The following is a 22,000-nucleotide window of genomic DNA, read 5'->3' on the forward strand; positions in this document are numbered from 1 at the left end:
CTCACGTACACGCGCGAGTCTGGAAGGCGGTTGCCCCCCGCGTCAAGAGCGTCACGACAGGCTTACCTTGCCGCCCGCATGACGTTCCAGCCGCCCTGCCAATTCCAACTCCAGCAGCACGGTCTGAACAATGGCTGGGGAAAGGCTGGATAGACGAATGACTTCATCGACAGGCACCGACGCATGGCCCAGCAGTCCCAGAACGACCTCCCGCTCCTGGCCCGCCACATCAGACGAGACCGGCGCGCCGCTAAAGTCGAGCCGCCCCTGCCGCACCATGCGCGCGTCGATGCCTCCAATTGCCTCGATCACATCCGCGCCATTCTGCACCAGCGTCGCGCCTTCGCGGATCAGGTGATTGCAACCTTGCGCCCGTGGATCGGCTGGCGATCCCGGCACCGCCATGACCTCCCGCCCGGCCTCGACAGCAAGGCGCGCCGTGATGAGCGATCCCGACTTCGGCGCCGCTTCCACGACCACCGTCCCTGCGGCCAATCCGGCGATAATGCGATTACGCGCCGGAAAGTGACGCGCGAGCGGCTGCGTACCGGGAGGATGCTCGGTAACCAGCAAACCCTCACTCGCGACCTGCTCCTGCAAGTCGCCATTTTCTGGCGGAAACACGACATCGATGCCGCAGGCGATAACCGCGATCGTTCCGGTTCCCACCGACCCTTGATGCGCGGCCGTATCGATACCCCTCGCGAGGCCCGACACCACCACCGCGCCCTGCTGCCCCAATTCCTGCGCCAGCGTCCGCGCGAAACGGCAAGCGGCGGCAGAAGCATTTCGCGCACCCACCATGGCCACGCATTGCCGCCCCGCCAGTCCCACATCGCCGCGCACAATCAACGCAGGCGGCGAACCATCCATCTGCTCCAGCAGAAACGGATAATCCTGATCCCCCATCAGCAGGTAGCGCGCGCCAAGCGCCCGGCTGCGGGCAATCTCCTGCTCGACGGCGCCTGCCTCCGCCACTGCCGCCTTCCCGCCGCCTCTTGCGGCAAGCTCCGGCACCGCCCGCAAAGCATCTCCCGCCTTTCCGAAGCGCGCCATCAACTGCCGGAAAGTAACCGGCCCGATGCGGGGCGAACGGATCAGGCGGAGGCGATCGAACCGCTCCTGCTCACTCACTCTCTGGCAGCCCCGATCTTGGGTTCGGTCCCCTTCGCAAGCCGCGCGATATTGGCCCGGTGCCGCCACAACAGGATCAGCGTCATTGCCAGCGTGACGGGTATCAGGTCGATCCGGCCCATGAACCACATCGCGATCGGGGCGCTGATCCCGGCCGCCATGCCTCCGACTGAAGACCATTTCGTCCCGAACAGCGCCGCGAGCCATACAAGCGCAAAAACTATTCCCGCAGGCCAGTGCAGCGCCGTCACCACGCCCATCATCGTCGCTACGCCCTTGCCCCCCGCAAAGCGCAGCCACACAGGATAGCAATGCCCGATAAAGGCCATCGCGCCGGCCATCGGCCCGCCATTGTCTATCAACGCCGCGCCGATCAGTACGGCCGCCGCACCCTTCAGCAAGTCAAGCAGCAAGGTCGCCGCCGCCAAGCCCTTGCGCCCCGTTCGCAGCACATTGGTCGCGCCGATATTGCCCGACCCGATCTGCCGCAAATCTCCGGCACCCGTGATGCGCGTCAATAGCAGACCAAAGGGTATGGACCCCAACAGATAGGATATCAGCAGGACGAATGCGGGAAGTAGCCAGGGAGGATTCATGATCTCGCCGAAATGATTGCGGCGCGACCATAGCGTTGCCGCCGTGGGGGGCAATGGCGAAGCTGCTCCAACCGAAACAAATCCTCCCCATGCCGCGCATGGGGAGGGGGACCGATCGCAAAGCGGGCGGTGGAGGGGAAATGCAAAGGTCGCGCCTTTTTCCCCTCCACCAGCCTTCGGCCGGTCCCCCTCCCCACGCCTTCGGCGCAGGGAGGATCAGGAAACCCCAATATTGACAGCCTCATCCTCACCCGCGACATGTGCGCCATAATGAAGGTCGCCCCATCAGCCCCCCTGCTCTTCTTCGATTCCGGCGTTGGCGGGCTCTCCATCCTCGCGCCAGCACGCGCAGCGTTGCCCAACGCCCCTATCGTCTATGCCGCCGACAGCGCAGGCTTCCCCTATGGAACGAAGGGCGAGGCGGAGATCGCCGCCCGCGTGCCCGCGCTGCTCGGCCGCTTGGTCGAACGCTTCCGCCCCCGCCTGGCCGTGATCGCCTGCAACACCGCCTCGACCATCGCTCTGTCCGCTGTCCGCGCCGCGCTGGACATCCCCGTCGTCGGCACCGTCCCCGCGATCAAACCAGCCGCGCTTCTTTCCAAAAGTCGCGTATTCGGCGTGCTAGGCACCGACGCCACCGTGCGCCAGCCTTATGTCGATCGCCTCACCGCCGAGTTCGGAGCAGACTGCACCGTCCTGCGTCACGGTTCTGCCGCCCTTGTCCAGCTGGCCGAAGCCAAGCTGCGTGGCGAACCTTTGAACCCCGCTATCGCCCGCGACGCTCTTGCTGGCCTTCTCGATCAGCCCGGCGGCGACCTTATGGACACGGTGGTGCTCGCCTGCACGCACTTCCCGCTGGTGGAGGCGGAACTCGCGGCCGCCGCGCCCAGGCCCCTCACCTTCGTCCACGGCGGGGAGGGCATCGCGCGCCGCATCGCCTACCTGACCCAAGGACAGGATTGGCCAGCCTCCCCCCCGTCCGGAAAAGCCGTGTTCACGCGCCTCGACAATAGCGTCGCGACGCTCGCCCCGGCGCTGGCTGACTTCGGCCTTACCCAGATGGAAGCGCTTTGAGGGGTGAGACCTTTGGTCCACTCCCAATTTCCTCTATCATCGTGATAGGTATTTCTCCCTAACGCTGCGAACGGTTATCGCTGGTAATGACGCGCGGCAGCAGGTAAACGCCCGCAAGAGGGGAATGCGGGCCACTAAGGGACTAGGGCGTTACGTGAACTACAAGCATATCTTCGCGCAGGCGATCGACCGGCTTCACAGCGAAGGCCGCTACCGCGTGTTCATCGATATTCTGCGGAACAAGGGTGCCTTCCCTAACGCCCGCTGCTTCCACGGCCATAATGGCCCGAAGCCCATCACCGTCTGGTGCTCCAACGACTATCTCGCCATGGGCCAGCATCCCAAGGTCGTCGCCGCGATGGAAGAGGCGCTGCACGATGTCGGCGCAGGCTCCGGCGGCACCCGCAACATCGGCGGCAACACCCATTATCATGTCGATCTGGAAGCTGAACTGGCCGATCTGCATGGCAAGGAAGCGGCCCTGCTCTTCACGTCCGGCTATGTGTCGAACGAAGCGGCGCTCTCCACCCTCGCCAAGCTGCTGCCCGGTTGCATCGTGTTTTCCGACGAGCTGAACCACGCGTCGATGATCGCGGGCATCCGCAATTCCGGCTGTGAAAAGCGCGTCTTCCGCCACAATGACGTCGATCATCTGCGCGAGCTGCTCGCCGCAGAAGATCCCGACGCTCCCAAGCTGATCGCCTTTGAAAGCGTCTATTCGATGGATGGCGACGTCGCCCCCATCGCCGAAATCTGCGACCTGGCCGACGAGTTCAACGCGCTCACCTATCTGGACGAAGTCCATGCGGTCGGCATGTACGGCGCGCATGGCGGTGGCATTTCCGAACGCGATGACGTCGCGCATCGTCTCACCATCATCGAAGGCACGCTGGGCAAGGCTTTCGGCGTCATGGGCGGCTATATCACGGCCGATCAGATGATCGTCGATGTGATCCGCAGCTACGCGCCCGGTTTCATCTTCACCACGTCACTTTCGCCCGTCCTCGTCGCGGGCGTCCTCGCGAGCGTCCGCCACCTCAAGCAGTCCAATGAAGAGCGCGAAGGCCAGCAGGTCGCCGCTGCTACGCTCAAGCGTTTGATGGCGGAATCGGGCTTGCCGGTCATGCCGTCCGTCACCCACATCGTCCCGCTGATGGTCGGCGATCCAGTCAAGGCCAAGCGGATCAGCGACATCCTGCTCGCCGAATATGGCGCCTATGTGCAGCCCATCAACTACCCCACCGTCCCGCGCGGCACCGAGCGGCTGCGCTTCACGCCCGGCCCCGCACATACGGTGGAAATGATGCAGGACCTGGTTCAGGCGCTCGTCGAAATCTGGGATCGGCTGGAGCTGGAACTTAAGAAGGCCGCCTAACCGGACCTCTTGCGGAACTATAGGGGCGTTTCCCATCTTCTTGGATGGATATGCCCCATTGGATCGAACCGCACCCCTCCGGAATATACGTCCGCCCCGCTGACGCCTGGATCGATCCGTCACAGCCAGCCGAGCGTGCGCTCGTCACGCACGGACATGCCGATCATGCGCGCGGCGGCCATGGCCATGTCTGGGCGACGCAAGAAACGCTCGCCATCATGGCGCTGCGCTACGGCACGGCGAGCGGGACGCCCGTCGGCTACGGCGAGCAGATTCGCATGGGCGGGGTGGACATCTCCTACATTCCCGCAGGCCATGTACTCGGCTCGGCGCAAATCCTGCTTGAACATGCGGGGGAGAGGGTGGTCGTCACCGGGGATTACAAACGCCGCCCCGACCCCACCTGCAAACCGTTCGAACCAGTCCCCTGCGACATCTTCGTAACCGAAGCGACCTTCGGCCTGCCCGTCTTCCGCCACCCTGACACAGGCAGCGAAGTCGACCGCCTGCTCGCCGCCCTCCACGCCCATCCCGACCGCTGCGTCCTCGTCGGCGCCTATGCACTTGGCAAAGCCCAACGCCTGATCTGCGAAGTCCGCGCGCGCGGCCATCATGACCCCATCTACATCCACGGCGCGATGGAGCGCATGTGCGCGCTCTATCAGGATTTCGGCATCGACCTTGGCGAACTCCGCCCCGCGACGGGCATCCCGGCAAAGGAGATGCGAGGCCACCTCATCGTCTCGCCCCCTTCCGCCCTCAACGACCGCTGGAGCCGCCGCCTGCCCGACCCCATCACCGCCATGGCGTCAGGCTGGATGCGCGTGCGCCAGCGCGCGCGTCAGAAAAATGTCGAACTGCCGCTCGTCATATCCGACCATGCCGACTGGGACGAATTGACCAGCACCATCCGCGAAGTCGCTCCATCCGAAACCTGGATCACTCACGGCCGCGAAGAAGCTCTGCTCCACTGGTGCATGACCCACCAGATGCGCGCCCGCGCCCTCGAACTGGTCGGCCGCGAAGACGAGGATGAGGGCTAATGCGCGCCTTCTCCCAACTCCTCGACGGCCTCGTCTACACCCGCTCCCGCAACGGCAAGCTCGACCTCATCGCCCGCTACATGCGCACCGCCCCCGACCCAGATCGCGGCTGGGCGCTCGCCGCCCTAACCGGCAATCTCGACATAAAAGCCGTCAAAGCCTCAGCCATCGGCGAAATGATCCGCGCCCGCACCGACCCGGTCCTCTACGAAATGAGCCGCGATTATGTCGGAGACCTCGCTGAAACCGTCGCCCTCCTCTGGCCCAAGCCCGAAGACCAGCCCGCGGAAATAGACGACGCCACCCTCACCCTCTCCGCCATAGTCGATCGCCTCCACAATGTCAGCCGCGCCGCCGCCCCCGACACCCTCGCGCAAATGATGGACCATCTCGACGCCTCCGGCCGCTTCGCCCTCCTCAAACTCGCCACCGGAGGCCTGCGCGTCGGCATCTCCGCCCGCCTCGCCAAGACCGGCTTCGCCCAAGCCTTCAACCTCGATGTCGATGATGTGGAGGAATGCTGGCACGCCCTCTCCCCGCCCTACACCGCCCTGTTCGACTGGGCCGAGGGCAGGTCCGGTCGCCCCGACCCCGCAGGCACGCCCTTCTTCCGCCCCTTCATGCTCGCCCACCCGCTCGAAGCCGACAGCGTGGACCTGACCCACTTTGCCGCCGAATGGAAATGGGACGGCATCCGCATCCAGATCGTCGGCACGGGCGAGCAGACCCGCCTCTACAGCCGCGCCGGAGACGACATCAGCGGCAGCTTCCCCGAAATCGCACAAGCCTTCACCGCCCACGCAGTCCTCGACGGCGAACTCCTCGTCAAAGGCGAATTTCAGGGCGGAGAAGCGGCGAGCTTCAACGCCCTCCAGCAACGCCTGGGCCGCAAGGCGGTGACCGCCAAGATGATGGCCGACTACCCCGCCTTCGTCCGCCTCTACGATATCCTCCTCCACGCCGACGAAGACCTCCGCCCCCTCCCCTGGGACCAACGCCGCCCCCGCCTCGAAGCCCTCGTCCCGACCCTCAACCCCGACCGCTTCGACATCTCCGCCCTCATCACCGCCCCCGACTTCGACACCCTCGCCGAAATCCGCGCAGGCGCCCGCGACGCAGCCATCGAAGGCGTCATGCTCAAGCGCCGCGACAGCCCCTATGTCGCCGGACGCAAGGCCGCGCTCTGGTATAAATGGAAGCGCGATCCCCTGACCGCCGATTGCGTCATGATGTACGCCCAGCGCGGCCACGGCAAACGCTCGTCCTTCTATTCGGACTACACCTTCGGCTGCTGGACGGAGGAAGGCGAATTGCTCCCCGTCGGCAAAGCCTATAGCGGCTTCACCGACGAGGAACTGAAATGGCTGGACCGCTTCGTGCGCACGAACACGGTGAACCGCTTCGGCCCCGTGCGAGAGGTGGAAAAGTCACTTGTCCTCGAAGTCGCCTTCGACAGCATCCACGACAGCAAGCGGCATAAATCCGGCCTCGCCATGCGCTTCCCAAGGATCGCGCGGATTAGGCGGGATAAGCCTGCTGGGGAGGCGGATACTGTGGAGGGGTTGCGGCGGTTGGTGAGTTGATCCTATCTACATTTGAACGAGCGGTTGATCCGCTGATGGCCTGAGCAAATCGTCAAGCTTTCCCCAATGATGAGTTCGAGCCATTTCTAATATTTCTGTTGTTATGTGCTCACGCGCCATCTCCGTTACCCAATCCGGCACGTGAGGAAAGGCTTCCATGGTACCGAATATATCGGCAAGCATGGCGTCCGGGGAGATCGAATTAAGCCTTTCCACATTCGGTTGTATGAAACGCTTGATAATTGGCTTTGCCCGGACTTCACAATGTATAAATAGATCGCGCAACAACGGCGTGGGTGCAGAATAACTTCGAACGCCTTTGCGATCTTTAACCGTAGGCGGAGATACCGCCCAAACACATCCACTTATTTGAGTGCCTCCATTTGTGGGATCTACACCTCTATGAACCACTCCGTTTCTAAGTTCGCGTACATAGCCAAGGATGTCAGACCCCGACAGCGATGGAGTCTTCAAACCATCCAGCAATTCGCTATTAAAAGGCTCACCGCACCATTCAGCAACCATGTCGATCGCCGACATCAAGTTAGTTAGGTAAAGCGAATAATGCATCCGCATTTGAAACGAATCAGCGGGAGGATGAAAATTCTCGATTTCCCTACCTGAGAGCGACATGCATTCAAGATGCCAAACCAAGCCGTGAAGGGAATCGATACTATTCATGCGAGTGCCGCTCGGAAAAGGTGCTTCGCCTTTTAGCTCGCCTCCGCTAGCCTGCAAGCTTAGGAGAACGGATAATGCCTTACACCGGAAGCTGCCACTGCGGCGCAATCACCTTCACCGTAGCCGCCGACGGGCCCACCGAAGCCATGTCCTGCAACTGCTCCCATTGCAGCCGCAAGGGCTTCCTCCTCACCTTCATTCCCGCCGACCAGTTCACCCTCGACAGCGGCGAGGACAAGCTGACCGACTATCAATTCTACAAGCACAAGATCACGCACCGCTTCTGCAATATCTGCGGCACGCAGTCCTTCGCTGAGGGCAATTCCCCCGACGGCCCGACCCGCGCCATCAACCTGCGCTGCGTGCCCTCGGTCGATATCGACGCGCTCAAGATCAAGAAGGTCGACGGCGCCAGCTTCTAGGACGGCACCGCGCGCACCACATTTCCGCTCGCGCAGAGGCGCATGAAAGTGTGGCCTAAGCCCTCTTCCTACCCCTTGGCGGCTTCGCTTCATTCAGCGCAACCGCCGAAAGCACCAGCGCCTTGAACGCCTCCGCATCGATATCCTCACCCTCGCGGATATCGATCGCGCACCTGACATTGCCCTCAAGACTCGCGTTGAACAGCCCCGCCGGGTCATCCAGCGAAGCCCCCTTGGCAAAGGTCAGCTTCACCACCGCCTTGTAAGTCTCACCCGTGCAGATGATCCCGGAATCGCTCCAGGTCGGAACGCCGCGCCATTTCCATTCCTCGACAACCGCCGGATCAGCCTCTCTAATCAGCCCCCGGACCCGCGCCAGCATCGCGCCCCGCCAGTCGCCAAGTTCCGCGATCCGCGCGTCGATCAGTGCGGAAGCCTGCTGTTCATCGCTCATCCGTTCGGCCCATCCCTCGATGAAGGTTCCCGCTTCTGCCAGACTGACTTTGCGCTGTCACGCACAGCCCCTATATGGGCGCTTTCGCGCGGCGCGCGCGGTTCAGTCATGGAGCAGTGGAATTGAGCAAGGTTCTGGTCATTGGCGCAGGCGGCGTCGGGTCTGTCGCAGTTCACAAGATGGCGATGAACAGTGACATTTTCAGCCATATCACGCTCGCCAGTCGCCGCATCGTCAGTTGCGAAAAGGTCGCCGAATCGGTGAAGGCGCGTACCGGCGTCACCATCGACGTGGCGCAGGTCGATGCCGACAATGTCGAAGAGACGATCGCCCTCATTGAGAAGGTCCAGCCCAAGCTCGTCGTCAATCTGGCCCTGCCCTATCAGGACCTCGCGATCATGGACGCCTGCCTCGCGACCAAGACCGACTATCTCGACACCGCCAATTACGAACCGCGCGACACGCCCAAGTTCGAATATGGCTGGCAGTGGGCCTATCAGGACCGTTTCAAGGAGGCGGGCATCATGGCGCTGCTGGGTTCGGGCTTCGACCCCGGCGTCACCAGCGTCTTCGCCAGCTACATCAAGAAGCATCTGCTCGACCGGATCGACACGCTCGACATTCTGGACTGCAATGGCGGCGACCACGGCCAGCATTTCGCCACCAACTTCAACCCGGAAATCAACATCCGCGAAGTCACTGCGCCCTCGCGCCACTGGGAAGGCGGCAAGTGGGTCGAAGGCCCGGCGCTCAAGCACAAGCAGGCGTTCAATTTCGAGTCTGTCGGCGAAAAGAATATGTACCTCATGTATCATGAGGAACTGGAATCACTCGCCAAATTCTACCCGGAAATCAAACGTATCCGCTTCTGGATGACCTTCGGCGATGCCTATCTCAAGCATCTCGAAGTCCTCCAGAATGTCGGCATGACCCGCATCGATCCGGTGACCTACAACGGGCAGGAAATCATCCCGCTCCAGTTCCTGAAAGCCGTTCTCCCCGAACCGTCGAGCCTCGGCTCCACGACCAAGGGCAAGACCAACATCGGCGACATCGCGACCGGCATGAAGGACGGCAAGCAAAAGACCGTCTATGTTCTCAACGTCTGCGACCATGAGGACGCCTATGCCGAAACCGGCAATCAGGCGGTCAGCTACACCACCGGCGTCCCGGCGATGATCGGCGCTGCTATGATGCTGACCAGCGCATGGAAGGGCGAAGGCGTGTTCAACATCGAACAGTTCGATCCCGACCCCTTCATGGACATGCTGAACAAGCACGGCCTGCCCTGGCAGGTGAAGGAACTAGCCGCGCCGCTGGACTTCTGACGGTCCCGTAAGGGATCGTCACCCCGGACTTGATCCGGGGTCTCGTGCCGTCACGCCGTGCCCGACCACCTGAGATCCCAGCCTGCGCTGGGATGACGGAGTATTGAACATGGAAACCAAAGCCGGCGACCCCGCCGCCTTCGCGCATTTCGACCTGCACCGCGTCCCCTCACCCGCCTTTGTGGTGGATGAGGCCGCGATCCGCCGGAACCTGTCCATCCTGCGCGACATAGGCGACCGCGCGGGCATCAAGGTGCTGGGCGCCCTAAAAGCCTTCTCCATGTGGTCCCTCGGCCCCGTAGTGGCGGAATATCTCGACGGCGTCTGCGCCTCAGGCATCTACGAAGCACGCCTCGGCCGCGAAGAATATGGCGGCGAGGTCGCGACCTACTGCGCCGCCTATAAGCCAGACGATCTGGCGGCGATCCTCAAAATCTCCGACCACGTCATCTTCAACAGCCCCGGCCAGATCGCGCGGCTCAAACCCGTCATCGACGATGCCAGAATGAACGGTGTGAACTTCGACATCGGTTTGCGCATAAATCCCCTCCACGCGGAGGGAGAAGTCCCCAAATATGACCCCTCGCAGCCCCACAGTCGCCTCGGTTTTCCGATCGACCAACTGCGTCCGGAGCATCTCGAAGGCGTCGATGGCCTCCATGTCCACAATCTCTGCGAGCAGGATTTCCTGCCCCTCGAACGCACATGGGCAGCCATCGAATCCCGCATCATGCCGCATGTGGGCGGTCTCAAATGGCTGAATTTTGGCGGTGGCCATCATGTCACCCGCGCCGACTATCAGATCGACGATCTGATCGCCTTTCTCCAGCGGATCAAGGCGCAGACCGGACTTGAACTCTATATCGAACCTGGCGAGGCAATGGCCCTCGATGCCGGAATCCTGATCGGCGAAATCCTGGACGTCATCGACAATGGGATGCCCGTCGCCATCACCGACATTTCAGCCACCTGCCACATGCCTGACGTCATAGAGGCGCCCTATCGCCCCGCCATGCTGCATGAAGAGGCGGACGGTCCCGCCACGCGACTCGGCGGCCCTTCCTGCCTGGCGGGCGACATCATCGGCGACTATCGGGTCCCCGGCGGCGCGACTCCGGGACGGCGCATCGCCTTCCTCGACCAAGCCCACTACTCGATGGTAAAGACCAACACCTTCAACGGTGTACCGCTCCCGTCTATCTGGCTGTGGAACTCGCAAACCGACGAACTCAAGCAAATCCGCCAGTTTTCATACGAGGATTTTAAGTCCCGTCTCTCCTGACGCACGCTTCATGCCCGCCCGCGCAACAAAATTTACGCATGCGCTTTACAGGGGGGACCCCTACGCATATATCGCCGTTCCGCTGCCCCATGGGACTTCCACCGCAAGGCAGCTTTTAATGCCCTGAACTACACTGGAGGTCCCTTGAGTTGCACAAGCACCATAGCGCGCTGGGGGTAGCGACCGCCCTCAAACCGGCAGCACCGGTAACGCTGATCCGCCCGCAGGCTGCGGCCCGCGCCGCCCGATTCTTCGCTGAGAAGTTTCCGGGGCGCTCGCTCTATGCTGTAAAGGCCAATCCCTCGCCGGACCTGCTCCGGACTTTGTGGGACAGCGGAATCACGCATTATGACGTTGCGTCCATCGCCGAGGTTCGCCTCGTCGCGGAAACGCTGCCGCAAGCGAAGCTGTGCTTCATGCACCCCGTCAAGGCTGAAGAAGCCATTGCGGAGGCGTATCACGTCCATGGCGTGCGCACCTTCTCGCTCGACACGATCGACGAGCTGGAAAAGATTGTGCGTGCCACCGACGACGCCACGGACCTTGAACTCTGCGTCCGCCTGCGCGTCTCGTCCGAACATTCGGAACTGAGCCTCGCGTCCAAGTTCGGCGCGGAACTCGGCGAAACCCGCGAATTGCTGATGGCCACCCGTCAGGCTGCCGATGCGCTCGGCATCTGCTTCCATGTCGGTAGTCAGGCGATGAGCCCGCAAGCCTATAGCGACGCCATCGAACGCGTCCGCGCGGCGATCGTCGATGCGGCGGTTACGGTCGACATCATCGACGTCGGCGGCGGCTTCCCGTCCGTTTATCCCGGCATGGAACCACCTGCGCTGGAAGCTTATTTCGACGCTATCTATCGCGGCTTTGAGAGCCTGCCGATCAGCTATTCCGCCGAACTGTGGTGCGAGCCTGGCCGCGCGCTTTCGGCCGAATATAGCTCCATCATCGTGCGGGTAGAGCGCCGTCGCGGCACCGAACTCTACATCAACGATGGTGCCTATGGCGCGCTGTTCGACGCTGCGCATATCGGCTGGCGTTTCCCAGTCGCTTTGCTACGCGAGGACGAGAGCGAGGCGGATTTGACCGGCTTCTCCTTCTACGGCCCGACCTGCGACGACATGGATCACATGGTGGGTCCGTTCATGCTGCCTGACGATGTGGCTGCGGGCGACTATATCGAAATCGGCATGCTCGGCGCATATGGCGCGGCGATGCGCACCGGGTTCAACGGCTTCACATCAGAAGCGGTCATTGAGGTGGAGGACGAGCCTATGGCAAGCCTCTATGCCGATCCGGTTCCGGCACGCCGTCGCGCAACTGTCATCAAGCTGGGCTAAAAGGCTCAAGCTCCCCTTTGGAGAGGGTGCCTGTCCCTCGCCGCAAATATGTGGCGAGGGATTTTCTTTAAGATCGGCGAAAGACCGCCGCCAGTTCGACATGGGTCGACCATCGGAACTGGCCGACCGGCCTCACCTTGTCCAAAACATATCCGCTCGCCACAAGATGCGCCGCATCGCGGGCAAAGCTTGCCGGGTTGCACGAAACATAGGCGATCACCGGCACTGTTGACGCCGCCAACTGCATCACCTGCTCCCGCGCGCCCGCCCGGGGCGGATCGATCACCACCGCTGCAAACCGGTTCAATTCTTCAGGAACCAGCGGACGCCTGAACAGATCGCGATGGTCGGCAACCATGCGCCGTTGAGCGCGATTGGCCGCCAGTTTGAGCGACAGCACCAGATCGCGCGCGCCCTCGGCCGCATAAACCGGACGCTCCTTACCGACCCCCAGGGCGAATGTCCCAAGCCCACTAAAAAGGTCGGCAACCGCACCGCCTGCAGGCAGAGCCTCTCTCACGACCTCCAGCAAAGCCGCTTCCCCATCCGGCGTGGCCTGAAGAAAGGCGAAGGGAGGGAAGGCTACGGCAACGCCACCAAATGTCATCGTGCCCGGCTCAGGCTCCCAGCGCGTTTGCGGGCCATCGCCTTCATCGATCGTCAATCGCGCCAGGCTGTGAACAGCAGCAAAGTCACGCAACGCCTCATCCGCCGCCAAGCCGGAAACCTGAACATTTTCCAGAAGCAGGTCCACGCCCTGATCGATGAGGGTCATGCGAACATGCGCGGCCCGCCTATCCGGCAGGATCAGGGGCAGCAACGCTCTCAGCGGCTCGATCAGGGCAAAAAGCCGGGGTTCCAATATCTCGCACATCGCAAGATCGATCAGCTTGTGACTACCCGATTCAGCAAAACCGATGGCGATCCGCCGCCCCTCCCGAACGGCCCGTAAGGATGTCCGGCGCCGTGTCCTGGGCGGCGACAAATGAGGCGGCAGCAATGATCCAGCCGCCAGCGTAAGGCCCTGTCCCATCAAGGCGCCGGTCACGCGCCCCGTGACGAACTCAGCGAGGCTTTGTTCATCGACATGCTGCAGTTCGCATCCGCCACAGGCGGGGAAATGAATACAGGGAGCTTCAACATGATGGGGACCAGTTGAAAGACGGCCATCGGCCGCAAGCCTGTCTCCCGGCGCCGCGAGCGGCACGTGCCTCCCGTCGGCGGTTACGCCATCGCCCTTTGCGGCGATGCGAATTACAAGATCATTGTCGATGTCGGTCACAGGCGGGAGGCGATAGCCGCTGGCAACCGGGTGATCAAATCATCCGCAACAAACGCCGCTCCTGCACGTCTCGCTGCCTCGCCATGAAGCCACACGGCTTCGCTCGCCGCGCGAAACGGGTCTCCCCCTACCGCAAGCCGTCCAGCCGCCAGGCCCGCCAGAACATCCCCCGTCCCGGCGGTCGATAGCCAGGACGACGCGCCGGTTGCTACAGCAACGCGGCCATCGGGTGCCGCGATGATGCTATCCGGTCCTTTGAGGATCACTATGGCCCCCGTGCGCCGTGCCGCTTCAGCCGCACGATCAATCTTGCTGCCGGGCAGATCGCCAAACAGCCGCACGAACTCTCCCTCATGTGGGGTCAGGATCGACGAAGGCGGAACTGGCCCTACCCGCCCCGTTGCCAACAATGTTAGCCCGTCAGCGTCGAGCACCAGTGGATGACCGCATTGCAGCACTGCTTTCAAACGATCGGCTGCATGCTCATCATGGCCCAAGCCAGGCCCGACCAACACCGCCGCAAACCTCTCGTCCTGAAGTTGCGCCTTTACCTGATCAGGCTCGTCAGACCGCAACGTCACGATGGCGTCCACAGTGGAAGAAGCTGTGTCCATGACCAGATGACGAACCATGCCTGCGCCGGAGCGCGCCGCAGCCTCGGCAGCAAGTCGCCCTGCCCCCACCATGCTGCCGCCCACTATGGCGACCAGTCCACGGCTATATTTATGATCTGTTGCTCCCGGCGCTGTCAGGCGAGGCGGAGCAAGCCTATGAACGGCTCCGTCATCTCCCACGCCAATTTCCGCACAAATCAGCCGCTTGAACGTACCGGCCGCAGGATGCAGCACATGAGCAGGCTTGAGCGCCCCCAGCGCAATGCAAACGTCGAATTGCGGCACCGGGGACAGCAGCGCACCACTGTTCGTGTCGACCCCACTCGGCAGGTCGATGGTGTAGCTGAGACCGGCTCGCTCCGTGAGGCTGTTCAGCCGTTCGGCAACAACCGTATCCAGCCCACGCAAAAGCCCCGTGCCGAATAGAGCATCGACAACCTGGGTTGCCGAACCCGCGTCATTGAGGGACTCGATCGGCCCATTCCATGCTGCCCGTGCACGGCGGCTCGAATCCGTGCGGCTCTCCCCCAATGCGGCGACACGGACCGGCACGCCCCGCGCCCGCAACAAACGGGCAACGACAAAGCCATCGCCGCCATTATTACCTGGACCACACAGCACCAGAAGGTCCCGCCGACCGCCCGCGCGCCAGATGACCTCTGCCGCCGCAGCCCCCGCGCGCTCCATGAGTTCATATTCTGGGATACCACTAGCGAACACGGCCTGTTCGGCTTGCCGCATCTGGGCGGCGGTCAGGATGGACGTCCCGATCATGGCATATTTGCCGGAGTAACAGTCGCTGGCAGTCTGTAATGATCCTGGCCCGCGCTTACTTCGATAAAAGCGTCGCTAATTACGGCGATCTTCGCGGCCTCCGCACCATCAGCCGATGCCAGACCCCGCCTGCCGTCCAGAATATGAAAACGGCGGAACCCACCATCGGGATGGCGGATGATTAGAAGCTCTCCGTCCTGTTCGACCACGCAAGTACGCGCCCATTTGGCGTCGGCACCGATCGCGCAGTCCGCAAGAGCCCTCTTTTCCGATGCAGAGTTCGCAAAGGGGCTCTGCGCCCCTTCGCCCTGATCACAGCCTGCCAGAGCGAGGCACAGGAGCCCCGCCCCGGCGATCTGTTCAGATATCCGCATAGACATGGGTTTCGGTCTTCGCTCCGGGATGCGTCACTGCCCCCTTGTAAGCCGGTCCCACATTCTGTGCATAGCGCCAGAGCGCGCCTGATTGATAATCATTCTGGCGAGGCTTCCAGTTTTTCTGTCGCTCGGCCAGCACGGACTCGGAAACCTTGAGGTCGATCGTGCCTGCTTCGGCGTCGATAGCGATGACGTCGCCATTCTCGACCAGCGCGATCGGACCGCCCTCGGCAGCTTCCGGCCCCACATGGCCAATGCAGAAGCCGCGCGTCGCGCCGGAGAAGCGCCCGTCGGTGATCAACGCCACCTTCTCGCCCATGCCCTGGCCGTACAGCGCGGCAGTGGTCGACAGCATCTCGCGCATGCCGGGACCGCCCTTGGGACCTTCGTAACGGATGACGATAACCGATCCTTCGGCGATGTCGCGCGCTTCGACCGCCGCAAAAGCGTCTTCCTCACAATCGAAAACGCGAGCAGGCCCTTCGAACTGGAGGCGGTGCATGCCCGCCACCTTCACGATCGCGCCATTGGGAGCAAGCGACCCCTTCAAGCCCACGACCCCGCCGGTCGGCGTGATCGGCGACTTGACGTCATAAATGACCTTCTGGTCAGGATTCCAGGTCACTTCCTCGATATTCTCGGCGATCGTCTTGCCGGTGACGGTCATGCAATCGCCATGCAGCAAGCCGTTGTCGAACAAGGTCTTCATCAGCATGTAGATGCCGCCAGCATCGTACATATCCTTGGCGACATATTTACCGCCGGGCTTGAGGTCAGCGATGTAAGGCGTCGACTTGAAGATTTCCGCCACGTCGAACAGGTCGAAATCGATGCCGCACTCGTTCGCCATAGCGGGCAAATGCAGCGCTCCGTTGGTCGAGCCGCCCGTCGCAGCGACGATGCGGGCCGCATTCTCGAAGGCCTCACGGGTGCAGATATCACGCGGACGTATGTTCTTCGCCAGTAGTTCCATCACTTGACGGCCCGCTGCGACGGCGACCTCTTCGCGGCTCTTGTAGGGAGCAGGCGCCATGTTGCTGTTCGGCAGCGAGAGGCCGATCGCCTCACCCACACAGGCCATGGTGTTCGCCGTATACTGACCGCCGCAAGCGCCGTGTCCGGGGCAAGCCACCTTTTCTAGCGCGATCACATCCTTCAGCGGACAAGCGCCCGCTGCATATTTGCCGACCACCTCGAACACATCGACGACGGTAACGTCGCGATTTTCAAAACGGCCCGGCAGGATCGACCCGCCATAAACGAAGATCGACGGCACATTCAGGCGCAGCATCGCCATCATCATGCCGGGCAACGACTTGTCGCATCCGGCAAAAGTGACGAGAGCGTCATAGCAGTGGCCGCGCACCGAAAGCTCAACCGAATCCGCGATGACTTCGCGGCTCGCCAGCGAGCTCTTCATGCCCTGATGGCCCATCGCGATGCCGTCGGTGACGGTGATGGTGTTGAACCGGCGCGGCATGCCGCCTGCCTCATTCACGCCCTGACGGCAGAAGTCCGCCTGCATGTCGAGCGTCGTGTTGCAAGGCGCGCTGTCATTGCCGGCCGAAGCAATGCCTACGAAGGGACGGCCAATCTCTTCTTCGGTCAGGCCCATCGCATAATAATAGCTACGATGCGGAGCGCGCTCCGGACCAACCGAGACGTGGCGGCTCGGGAGTTTCGACTTGTCGAATGTATGAGACATAAAACCTACCCTTCTTGCGCGCCTCCTTTCCAAAAAGGGACGAGTCACGCAAGGCTATTGCGGCATTGTAGCACGATGGGGCCAATTATGCTGGCGAAGCGGCTTTGCCCGTTGCCGTCGCTCACCAGATCCTGCCGCATCTCGATGCCGAGATAAGGTATGCCATTGGCTTCGGCATGACGGTTCATGGTCGCGTTCAGCAACCGCCCCGAATAGGGCAGCTGATCGCCGACAATCAGGCCAGCCTCCTCCAGCATCGGAATGGCGATGCGGGCCGCACGGTCATCTTCATTGTAAAGCACGCCAATGTCCCATGGCCGTTCTGCTTCAGGGTCACTTGCCAGTTGCGGGGTGAAGCTGTGCACTGAGAGGATGAAAGGCGACGTCATTCCGTCGAGCAGTCCGCCGATCTGATGATGATAGGGATGATGAAAGCGGATCATCCGATCGGAAAGGTCTGCATGGCGATTGCCCGGAATGACATGACCATCGCTCATCACGGGCAGCAGGCCCGGCGCGTCATCCTCACGATTAAGGTCGATCACAAGCCTGGAAATGCCACCCAATATCGCGGTGCATCCCAACTGCTCCGCCAGTAACCGGCTGACCTCGGCCGCTCCGATGTCTATGGCGATGTGGTTGCTCAGCAGGGCAGGATCGATATCCAGATCGATGTCGGCAGGCACGTGAGCCGACGCATGATCCGCGATGATGAGCAGGTCGAGGGGGCCGCCTTCCACCTGTGCAAATGCCTCGCTCACGCTCCGCCGATCTCCGTTTCCATTACCCACCAGCCGGGTTGCATCGCTGATATTGTGCGCGCGGCCACAGCTCGCTCGCCCGGATCATCGAACAACGCAAAGCAGGTTGCGCCAGACCCCGACATCCGAGCCAGCCTGACACCCACTTGCTCCCGTAGCAGGGAAAGCACGTCGGCAATGACAGGCGCTACCGCGATCGCCGCCGGTTCCAGGTCATTGCGCGCACTTGCGATCACATCGTCGAGGGTCGCAGCGGTTAAGGGGCCTCGATCTAGCCGGTCCCATCGACTGAAGACATCGGCCGTGGAGACGCCGACACCTGGATTGACCAGGAGCATCGCTGTCCCCTCCAAGCCTTGGACATCCAGGGCCTCGAGCACTTCGCCCCGACCGCGCACCATCTGCGTGACGCTGCCGACGCAGGCCGGCACGTCCGAACCCAGGGACAGGCCGATGCGCTCCAATTCAGCGCCTGGGATTCGCGCGTCCCAAAGCCGGTTCAGCAATCGCAACGTCGCCGCCGCATCGGCGGAGCCGCCGCCAATGCCCGATGCTACCGGAAGGTTTTTCGTCAGCTTCAACGCAGCGCCGCGCGTTTCACCCAAATAGTCCTGCAACGCCCGGGCGGCTCTTATGACAAGATTATCTATGCCGGAGCCCAATGCCTTACCGAACGGCCCATCCAGCGTCAGGCTGATTTCCTCCCCATGGCCTAGACTTCCGCTGAGGAGGTCTCCGTCCTTCGCAAACACAAACAGGCTTTCCAGCGCATGATAGCCATCCGGCCGCCGATCTCGCACGTGCAGGGCGAGATTCACCTTTGCGAAGGCGGTTTCCACCAACATTGCGGCTTCAGGGCGCGACATATTCTGGCGTCATCCCGGTTTTCGCCTTCGCATGAAGTCGCGCCGCCACTTCTCCTTCCGCAAAGAGAGCCGCAGCCCGCCAGGCGTAGCGCGCTTCATAACGGCGTCCGGCGGCCCATAGCGCATCGCCCAAATGCTCGTTGATGGTCACATCAGCCGGAGCGCCTTCCGCCGCACGCTCCAGCACAGGCACAGCCGTTTCCACATCTCCGGTCACGAAATGCGCCCACCCAAGAGAATCGGTTATGGACGGGTCGTCTGGTTTCAGGGCGCTCGCCTTCTTCAGAAGTTCCAGCGCAGCCGTAACATTCTGCCGCCGCTCGACCTGAGCGTAGCCCAGATAGTTCAGCACCGCCGGCTCATTGGGCGCGATCTTCGCAGCGCGCTCCAGGGCTCCACGGGCTTCGTCCCATCGGCCCGCCTGCTCAAGCGCACTGCCCTGCATCAGCAACAGAGCCCAAGGCACATTGTCCGCGCCGTAGCGCCCTTCGGCCATCCGGAAAGCGTCAGCAGCCCCGGTGAAATCCTTCGCTTGCGCCAGCAACTGCCCCAGCTTCACCATATGATCCACATCCGCACCCGATGCGTTAGCCAGGGAGCGGGCGAGCGATATTGCTGCCGTGCTGTCATCAGACGCCGCGAGTGCATTGACCATCGCCGCCTGCCTGAGCGATCCAAACCAACCTTCTGGCGCGACCTGGTTCAGTTCAGACACAGCCTGGTCCCCGCGCCCGGCCTCGGTCAGCAATTGCGCCAGGGCCAGCCTGCCATCAGCGCCGCCGGGATTGGCGAAGCTGGCGATGCGAGCCAGCCTGATCGCCAGCATACGCGTACTCTCATCAGATGAAATGTCGGCAGCCAAACGCACAAGCAGCCGGGCGAACCCCTGCGCTGGCGTCAGCGCTCGCCCTGCTTCCCCGACTCCGCGTTTGCGCGCGATATCCTTCCGCGCCAGAGCATAGTCGGCCCGCCCATCAGGAAGCAAAGCCATCGCCTCCGTTCTTGCGCCCCGAGCCGCAAGCTGCGCCGCGAAGGTCAGCCGCATTTCGGCGAGTTCGACCGTGCGCAAACCCAGCGCGCGATTGATCGCCAGGCCAGCATCCGCAATGTCTCCACGGCCAAGCGCCTGGAGCGCGATATGCTCATCAATGTATCGCCGCGCGAGGGAAGCATAGCGATCCGCCGGGTCGATCTCCGGCGGCGCAACCCGGCCTTCACCCACCGCAATCCAGCTGCGGATTATCGGCGCCAGAAACCCGAAATTGCCTTCAGCCGCGACCCGATCCGTGATCTGACCGGCCGCCTTCCAATCCCTTCGGGCCAAAGCTTCGCCAAGGAACAGGAGCGTCCCGTCCCTCGGCATCAGGCCTTTGGCGTCGAGCAGCCTCGCCGATCGCATGGCCAGAGCCATGTCGCCGCTCATCAAAGCATGCAGATAGGAACGCCTTGCCACCTCCACACTGTCCGAATCCCCGGCCAGCGCAGCGCGATAGCTATTAAGCGCAATGCGCGCCGCTCCATCACTGTCGGCCAACCTGCCCCGCGCATAGGCATGCAGCGCGCTCGACCGATCCACCGATGCGCCAGCAGGGGAAGCCAGCAGCATCGGCAGCAACATCGCAGAGAGCAGGCGCCTACATGTTGGGATAGTTCGGCCCCCCGCCGCCTTCGGGCACGACCCAGTTGATGTTCTGCGTTGGGTCCTTGATGTCGCATGTCTTGCAGTGGACGCAGTTCTGGGCGTTGATCTGGAACCGGGGATTGCCCTCTTCCTGCCCAACCACCTCATAGACCCCTGCCGGGCAATAGCGCTGCGCCGGTTCGTCATACATGGGGAGGTTGTAGGCGATCGGGATGGACGGGTCCTTCAACTGGAGGTGAACCGGCTGGTCCTCCTCATGATTGGTGTTCGACAGAAACACAGAGGACAGCCGGTCAAAGCTGATCACCCCATCGGGCTTGGGATAGTCGATCTTGTGCCCGATCTCCTTGGGCCAGATCTTTTCATTGTCCGGCTTGTGCTTCATCGTGAAAGGCAGGCCGATCTTCAGCGTGCGCATCCACATATCGACACCCGCCAGCAACGTGCCGATCGTATTGCCGAACTTGGCCAGCAGCGGCTCGGCATTCTTGACCAGCTTCAATTCGTCCGCGATCCAGCTCGACCGCAGGCGATCATCATAGTCGTGCAGGACATCGCGCGAGCGTTCGTTCTGAATCGCTTCAAACGCCGCCTCGGCCGCCAGCATACCGGACTTCATCGCCGTATGCGTGCCCTTGATGCGCGGCACATTGACGAAGCCTGCCGAGCAACCAATCAGCGCCCCGCCAGGGAACACCAGCTTCGGCACCGACTGCCAACCACCTTCATTGATCACGCGCGCGCCATAGGACACGCGGCGCCCGCCCTCCAGATACTGGCGGATCGCCGGGTGCTGTTTCCAGCGCTGGAACTCCTCGAAGGGATAGAGGTAGGGGTTGCGGTATCCGAGGCCAACCACGAAGCCGATCGCAACCTGCCCGTTGGCCTGATGATAAAGGAAGCCGCCGCCGTAGGCGTCAGTCAGCGGCCAAGCCTGCGTGTGGATGACCAGGCCCGGCTTGTGCTTGGCGGGATCGATATCCCACAATTCCTTCATGCCCAGGCCATAGACCTGCGGTTCACAATCCTTGTCCAGTTCGAACTGGCGCTTGAGGATCTTGGTCAGGTGGCCGCGCGCGCCTTCCGCGAAGAAGGTATATTTGGCGTGCAGTTCCAGCCCCGGCTGATAATCGCCCTTGCGATTGCCTTCCCGGTCGATACCCATGTCGCCGGTGGCAACGCCTTTTACGCTACCATCTTCATTGTAGAGAATTTCGGCGGCGGCGAAGCCGGGGAATATTTCGACACCCAGGCCCTCAGCCTGCTCGGCAAGCCAGCGGCACAGATTGCCCAGCGACCCGGTATAGGTCCCCTTGTTGTGCATCCATCGCGGCGTGGCGATGTGGGGCACGGGCAATTTGCCGCGCTTGGTCAGGAACCAGTGCTGGTTATCGCGCACGGGAACCTCGGCAAGCGAACAGCCCATGTCGCGCCAGTCCGGCAGCAATTCATCCAGCGCCTTGGGATCGATCACCGCGCCCGACAGAATATGGGCGCCGATCTCGGACCCTTTTTCCAGAACGCACACCGCCAGTTCCTGACCGGCGTCATTGGCCAGCTGCTTCAGCCTGATCGCCGCGGACAGCCCCGCCGGTCCCCCGCCGACGATGACGATGTCATAGGGCATCGATTCCCGTTCGCTCATAATCCCTCCATCGAGACGGACC

General features: G+C 62.3%; 20 protein-coding genes. 8 read left to right on the forward strand and 12 right to left on the reverse strand.

Translation table 11 applies throughout. From position 1 onward, the window contains the following. Nucleotides 1-51: 51 nt before the first annotated feature. Together dprA and plsY are read right to left on the reverse strand one after the other, a co-directional pair. Nucleotides 52-1,134 carry a DNA-processing protein DprA gene (gene dprA, locus ACZ5TH_RS05205; protein ID WP_464794847.1) on the reverse strand — a complete coding sequence of 361 codons (1,083 nt, stop codon included), beginning with the start codon at nt 1,132-1,134 and terminating at the stop codon, nt 52-54. Next, entirely contained in the window at nt 1,131-1,730 is a 600-nt protein-coding gene (gene plsY / locus ACZ5TH_RS05210; RefSeq protein WP_464794848.1) for a glycerol-3-phosphate 1-O-acyltransferase PlsY, read from the reverse strand. Before plsY ends, dprA begins: the two co-directional genes overlap by 4 nt. A 270-nt stretch (nt 1,731-2,000) precedes the next feature. Here plsY and murI point away from each other — a divergent pair, with 270 nt between their 5' ends. The 4 genes from murI to ACZ5TH_RS05230 all read left to right on the forward strand — a co-directional run bounded on the left by murI (nt 2,001) and on the right by ACZ5TH_RS05230 (nt 6,805). Further along, nucleotides 2,001-2,804 (forward strand): glutamate racemase, encoded by an 804-nt coding sequence (murI, locus tag ACZ5TH_RS05215; RefSeq protein WP_464795064.1) that lies wholly within the window; start codon nt 2,001-2,003, stop codon nt 2,802-2,804. Between the two features lie 154 nt (nt 2,805-2,958). Continuing rightward, entirely contained in the window at nt 2,959-4,179 is a 1,221-nt protein-coding gene (gene hemA, locus ACZ5TH_RS05220; protein WP_464792112.1) for a 5-aminolevulinate synthase, read from the forward strand. A gap of 50 nt (nt 4,180-4,229) precedes the next feature. Continuing rightward, the gene (locus ACZ5TH_RS05225; RefSeq protein WP_464795065.1) at nt 4,230-5,222 is read left to right on the forward strand and encodes a ligase-associated DNA damage response exonuclease; all 993 of its coding nucleotides are present in this window, start codon (nt 4,230-4,232) and stop codon (nt 5,220-5,222) included. Continuing rightward, nucleotides 5,222-6,805: a cisplatin damage response ATP-dependent DNA ligase gene (locus ACZ5TH_RS05230; protein ID WP_464794849.1), complete on the forward strand. Its 1,584-nt coding sequence runs from the start codon at nt 5,222-5,224 to the stop codon at nt 6,803-6,805. Before ACZ5TH_RS05225 ends, ACZ5TH_RS05230 begins: the two co-directional genes overlap by 1 nt. 6 nt (nt 6,806-6,811) lie before the next feature. On the opposite strand, the gene ACZ5TH_RS05235 is transcribed toward ACZ5TH_RS05230, so the two are convergent. Then, nucleotides 6,812-7,486 carry a hypothetical protein gene (locus tag ACZ5TH_RS05235; protein ID WP_464794850.1) on the reverse strand — a complete coding sequence of 225 codons (675 nt, stop codon included), beginning with the start codon at nt 7,484-7,486 and terminating at the stop codon, nt 6,812-6,814. Nucleotides 7,487-7,560: 74 nt separating this feature from the next. On the opposite strand from ACZ5TH_RS05235, the gene ACZ5TH_RS05240 reads away from it, so the two are divergent. Further along, complete coding sequence (locus ACZ5TH_RS05240; RefSeq protein ID WP_464794851.1) at nt 7,561-7,908, forward strand: GFA family protein; 348 nt, start codon at nt 7,561-7,563, stop codon at nt 7,906-7,908. A 55-nt stretch (nt 7,909-7,963) separates the two neighbouring features. Here ACZ5TH_RS05240 and ACZ5TH_RS05245 read toward each other — a convergent pair whose 3' ends face one another. Next, nucleotides 7,964-8,362, reverse strand: coding sequence for a DUF1801 domain-containing protein (locus tag ACZ5TH_RS05245; RefSeq protein ID WP_464794852.1), 399 nt, complete (start codon nt 8,360-8,362; stop codon nt 7,964-7,966). A 122-nt stretch (nt 8,363-8,484) separates the two neighbouring features. Between ACZ5TH_RS05245 and ACZ5TH_RS05250 the strand changes: the two genes are divergently transcribed. The 3 genes from ACZ5TH_RS05250 (at nt 8,485) to ACZ5TH_RS05260 (ending at nt 12,312) form a co-directional block, all read left to right on the forward strand. Further along, nucleotides 8,485-9,690 carry a saccharopine dehydrogenase family protein gene (locus tag ACZ5TH_RS05250; RefSeq protein ID WP_464794853.1) on the forward strand — a complete coding sequence of 402 codons (1,206 nt, stop codon included), beginning with the start codon at nt 8,485-8,487 and terminating at the stop codon, nt 9,688-9,690. Between the two features lie 109 nt (nt 9,691-9,799). Continuing rightward, the gene (locus ACZ5TH_RS05255; protein WP_464794854.1) at nt 9,800-10,972 is read left to right on the forward strand and encodes a carboxynorspermidine decarboxylase; all 1,173 of its coding nucleotides are present in this window, start codon (nt 9,800-9,802) and stop codon (nt 10,970-10,972) included. Nucleotides 10,973-11,121: 149 nt separating this feature from the next. After that, nucleotides 11,122-12,312, forward strand: a complete 1,191-nt coding sequence (locus ACZ5TH_RS05260; protein ID WP_460985870.1) for a type III PLP-dependent enzyme — start codon at nt 11,122-11,124, stop codon at nt 12,310-12,312. A 67-nt stretch (nt 12,313-12,379) separates the two neighbouring features. Here the strand turns inward: ACZ5TH_RS05260 and ACZ5TH_RS05265 are convergent, their stop codons facing one another. Genes ACZ5TH_RS05265 through ACZ5TH_RS05300 form a run of 8 tightly spaced genes read right to left on the reverse strand, consistent with a single transcriptional unit; the run spans nt 12,380 to nt 21,978 of the window. After that, entirely contained in the window at nt 12,380-13,594 is a 1,215-nt protein-coding gene (locus ACZ5TH_RS05265) for a class I SAM-dependent RNA methyltransferase (protein ID WP_464794855.1), read from the reverse strand. Beyond that, nucleotides 13,591-14,982 carry an NAD(P)H-hydrate dehydratase gene (locus tag ACZ5TH_RS05270; protein ID WP_464794856.1) on the reverse strand — a complete coding sequence of 464 codons (1,392 nt, stop codon included), beginning with the start codon at nt 14,980-14,982 and terminating at the stop codon, nt 13,591-13,593. The genes ACZ5TH_RS05265 and ACZ5TH_RS05270 overlap by 4 nt, the downstream gene beginning before the upstream one ends. After that, nucleotides 14,979-15,362 (reverse strand): hypothetical protein, encoded by a 384-nt coding sequence (locus ACZ5TH_RS05275; RefSeq protein ID WP_464794857.1) that lies wholly within the window; start codon nt 15,360-15,362, stop codon nt 14,979-14,981. The genes ACZ5TH_RS05270 and ACZ5TH_RS05275 overlap by 4 nt, the downstream gene beginning before the upstream one ends. Next, nucleotides 15,343-17,064 (reverse strand): dihydroxy-acid dehydratase, encoded by a 1,722-nt coding sequence (ilvD, locus tag ACZ5TH_RS05280; protein WP_464794858.1) that lies wholly within the window; start codon nt 17,062-17,064, stop codon nt 15,343-15,345. The genes ACZ5TH_RS05275 and ilvD overlap by 20 nt, the downstream gene beginning before the upstream one ends. Nucleotides 17,065-17,108: 44 nt before the next feature. Further along, entirely contained in the window at nt 17,109-17,825 is a 717-nt protein-coding gene (locus tag ACZ5TH_RS05285; protein ID WP_464794859.1) for an N-formylglutamate amidohydrolase, read from the reverse strand. Beyond that, the gene (locus ACZ5TH_RS05290) at nt 17,822-18,691 is read right to left on the reverse strand and encodes a 4-(cytidine 5'-diphospho)-2-C-methyl-D-erythritol kinase (protein WP_464794860.1); all 870 of its coding nucleotides are present in this window, start codon (nt 18,689-18,691) and stop codon (nt 17,822-17,824) included. The genes ACZ5TH_RS05285 and ACZ5TH_RS05290 overlap by 4 nt, the downstream gene beginning before the upstream one ends. Next, nucleotides 18,678-20,309, reverse strand: a complete 1,632-nt coding sequence (locus ACZ5TH_RS05295; protein WP_464794861.1) for a tetratricopeptide repeat protein — start codon at nt 20,307-20,309, stop codon at nt 18,678-18,680. Before ACZ5TH_RS05295 ends, ACZ5TH_RS05290 begins: the two co-directional genes overlap by 14 nt. A 16-nt stretch (nt 20,310-20,325) precedes the next feature. Continuing rightward, a complete protein-coding gene (locus ACZ5TH_RS05300; RefSeq protein WP_464794862.1) occupies nt 20,326-21,978 on the reverse strand; it encodes an electron transfer flavoprotein-ubiquinone oxidoreductase in 1,653 nt (550 codons plus the stop codon). Nucleotides 21,979-22,000 lie beyond the last annotated feature (22 nt).

The organism is Sphingobium sp. TomTYG73 (assembly GCF_055394245.1).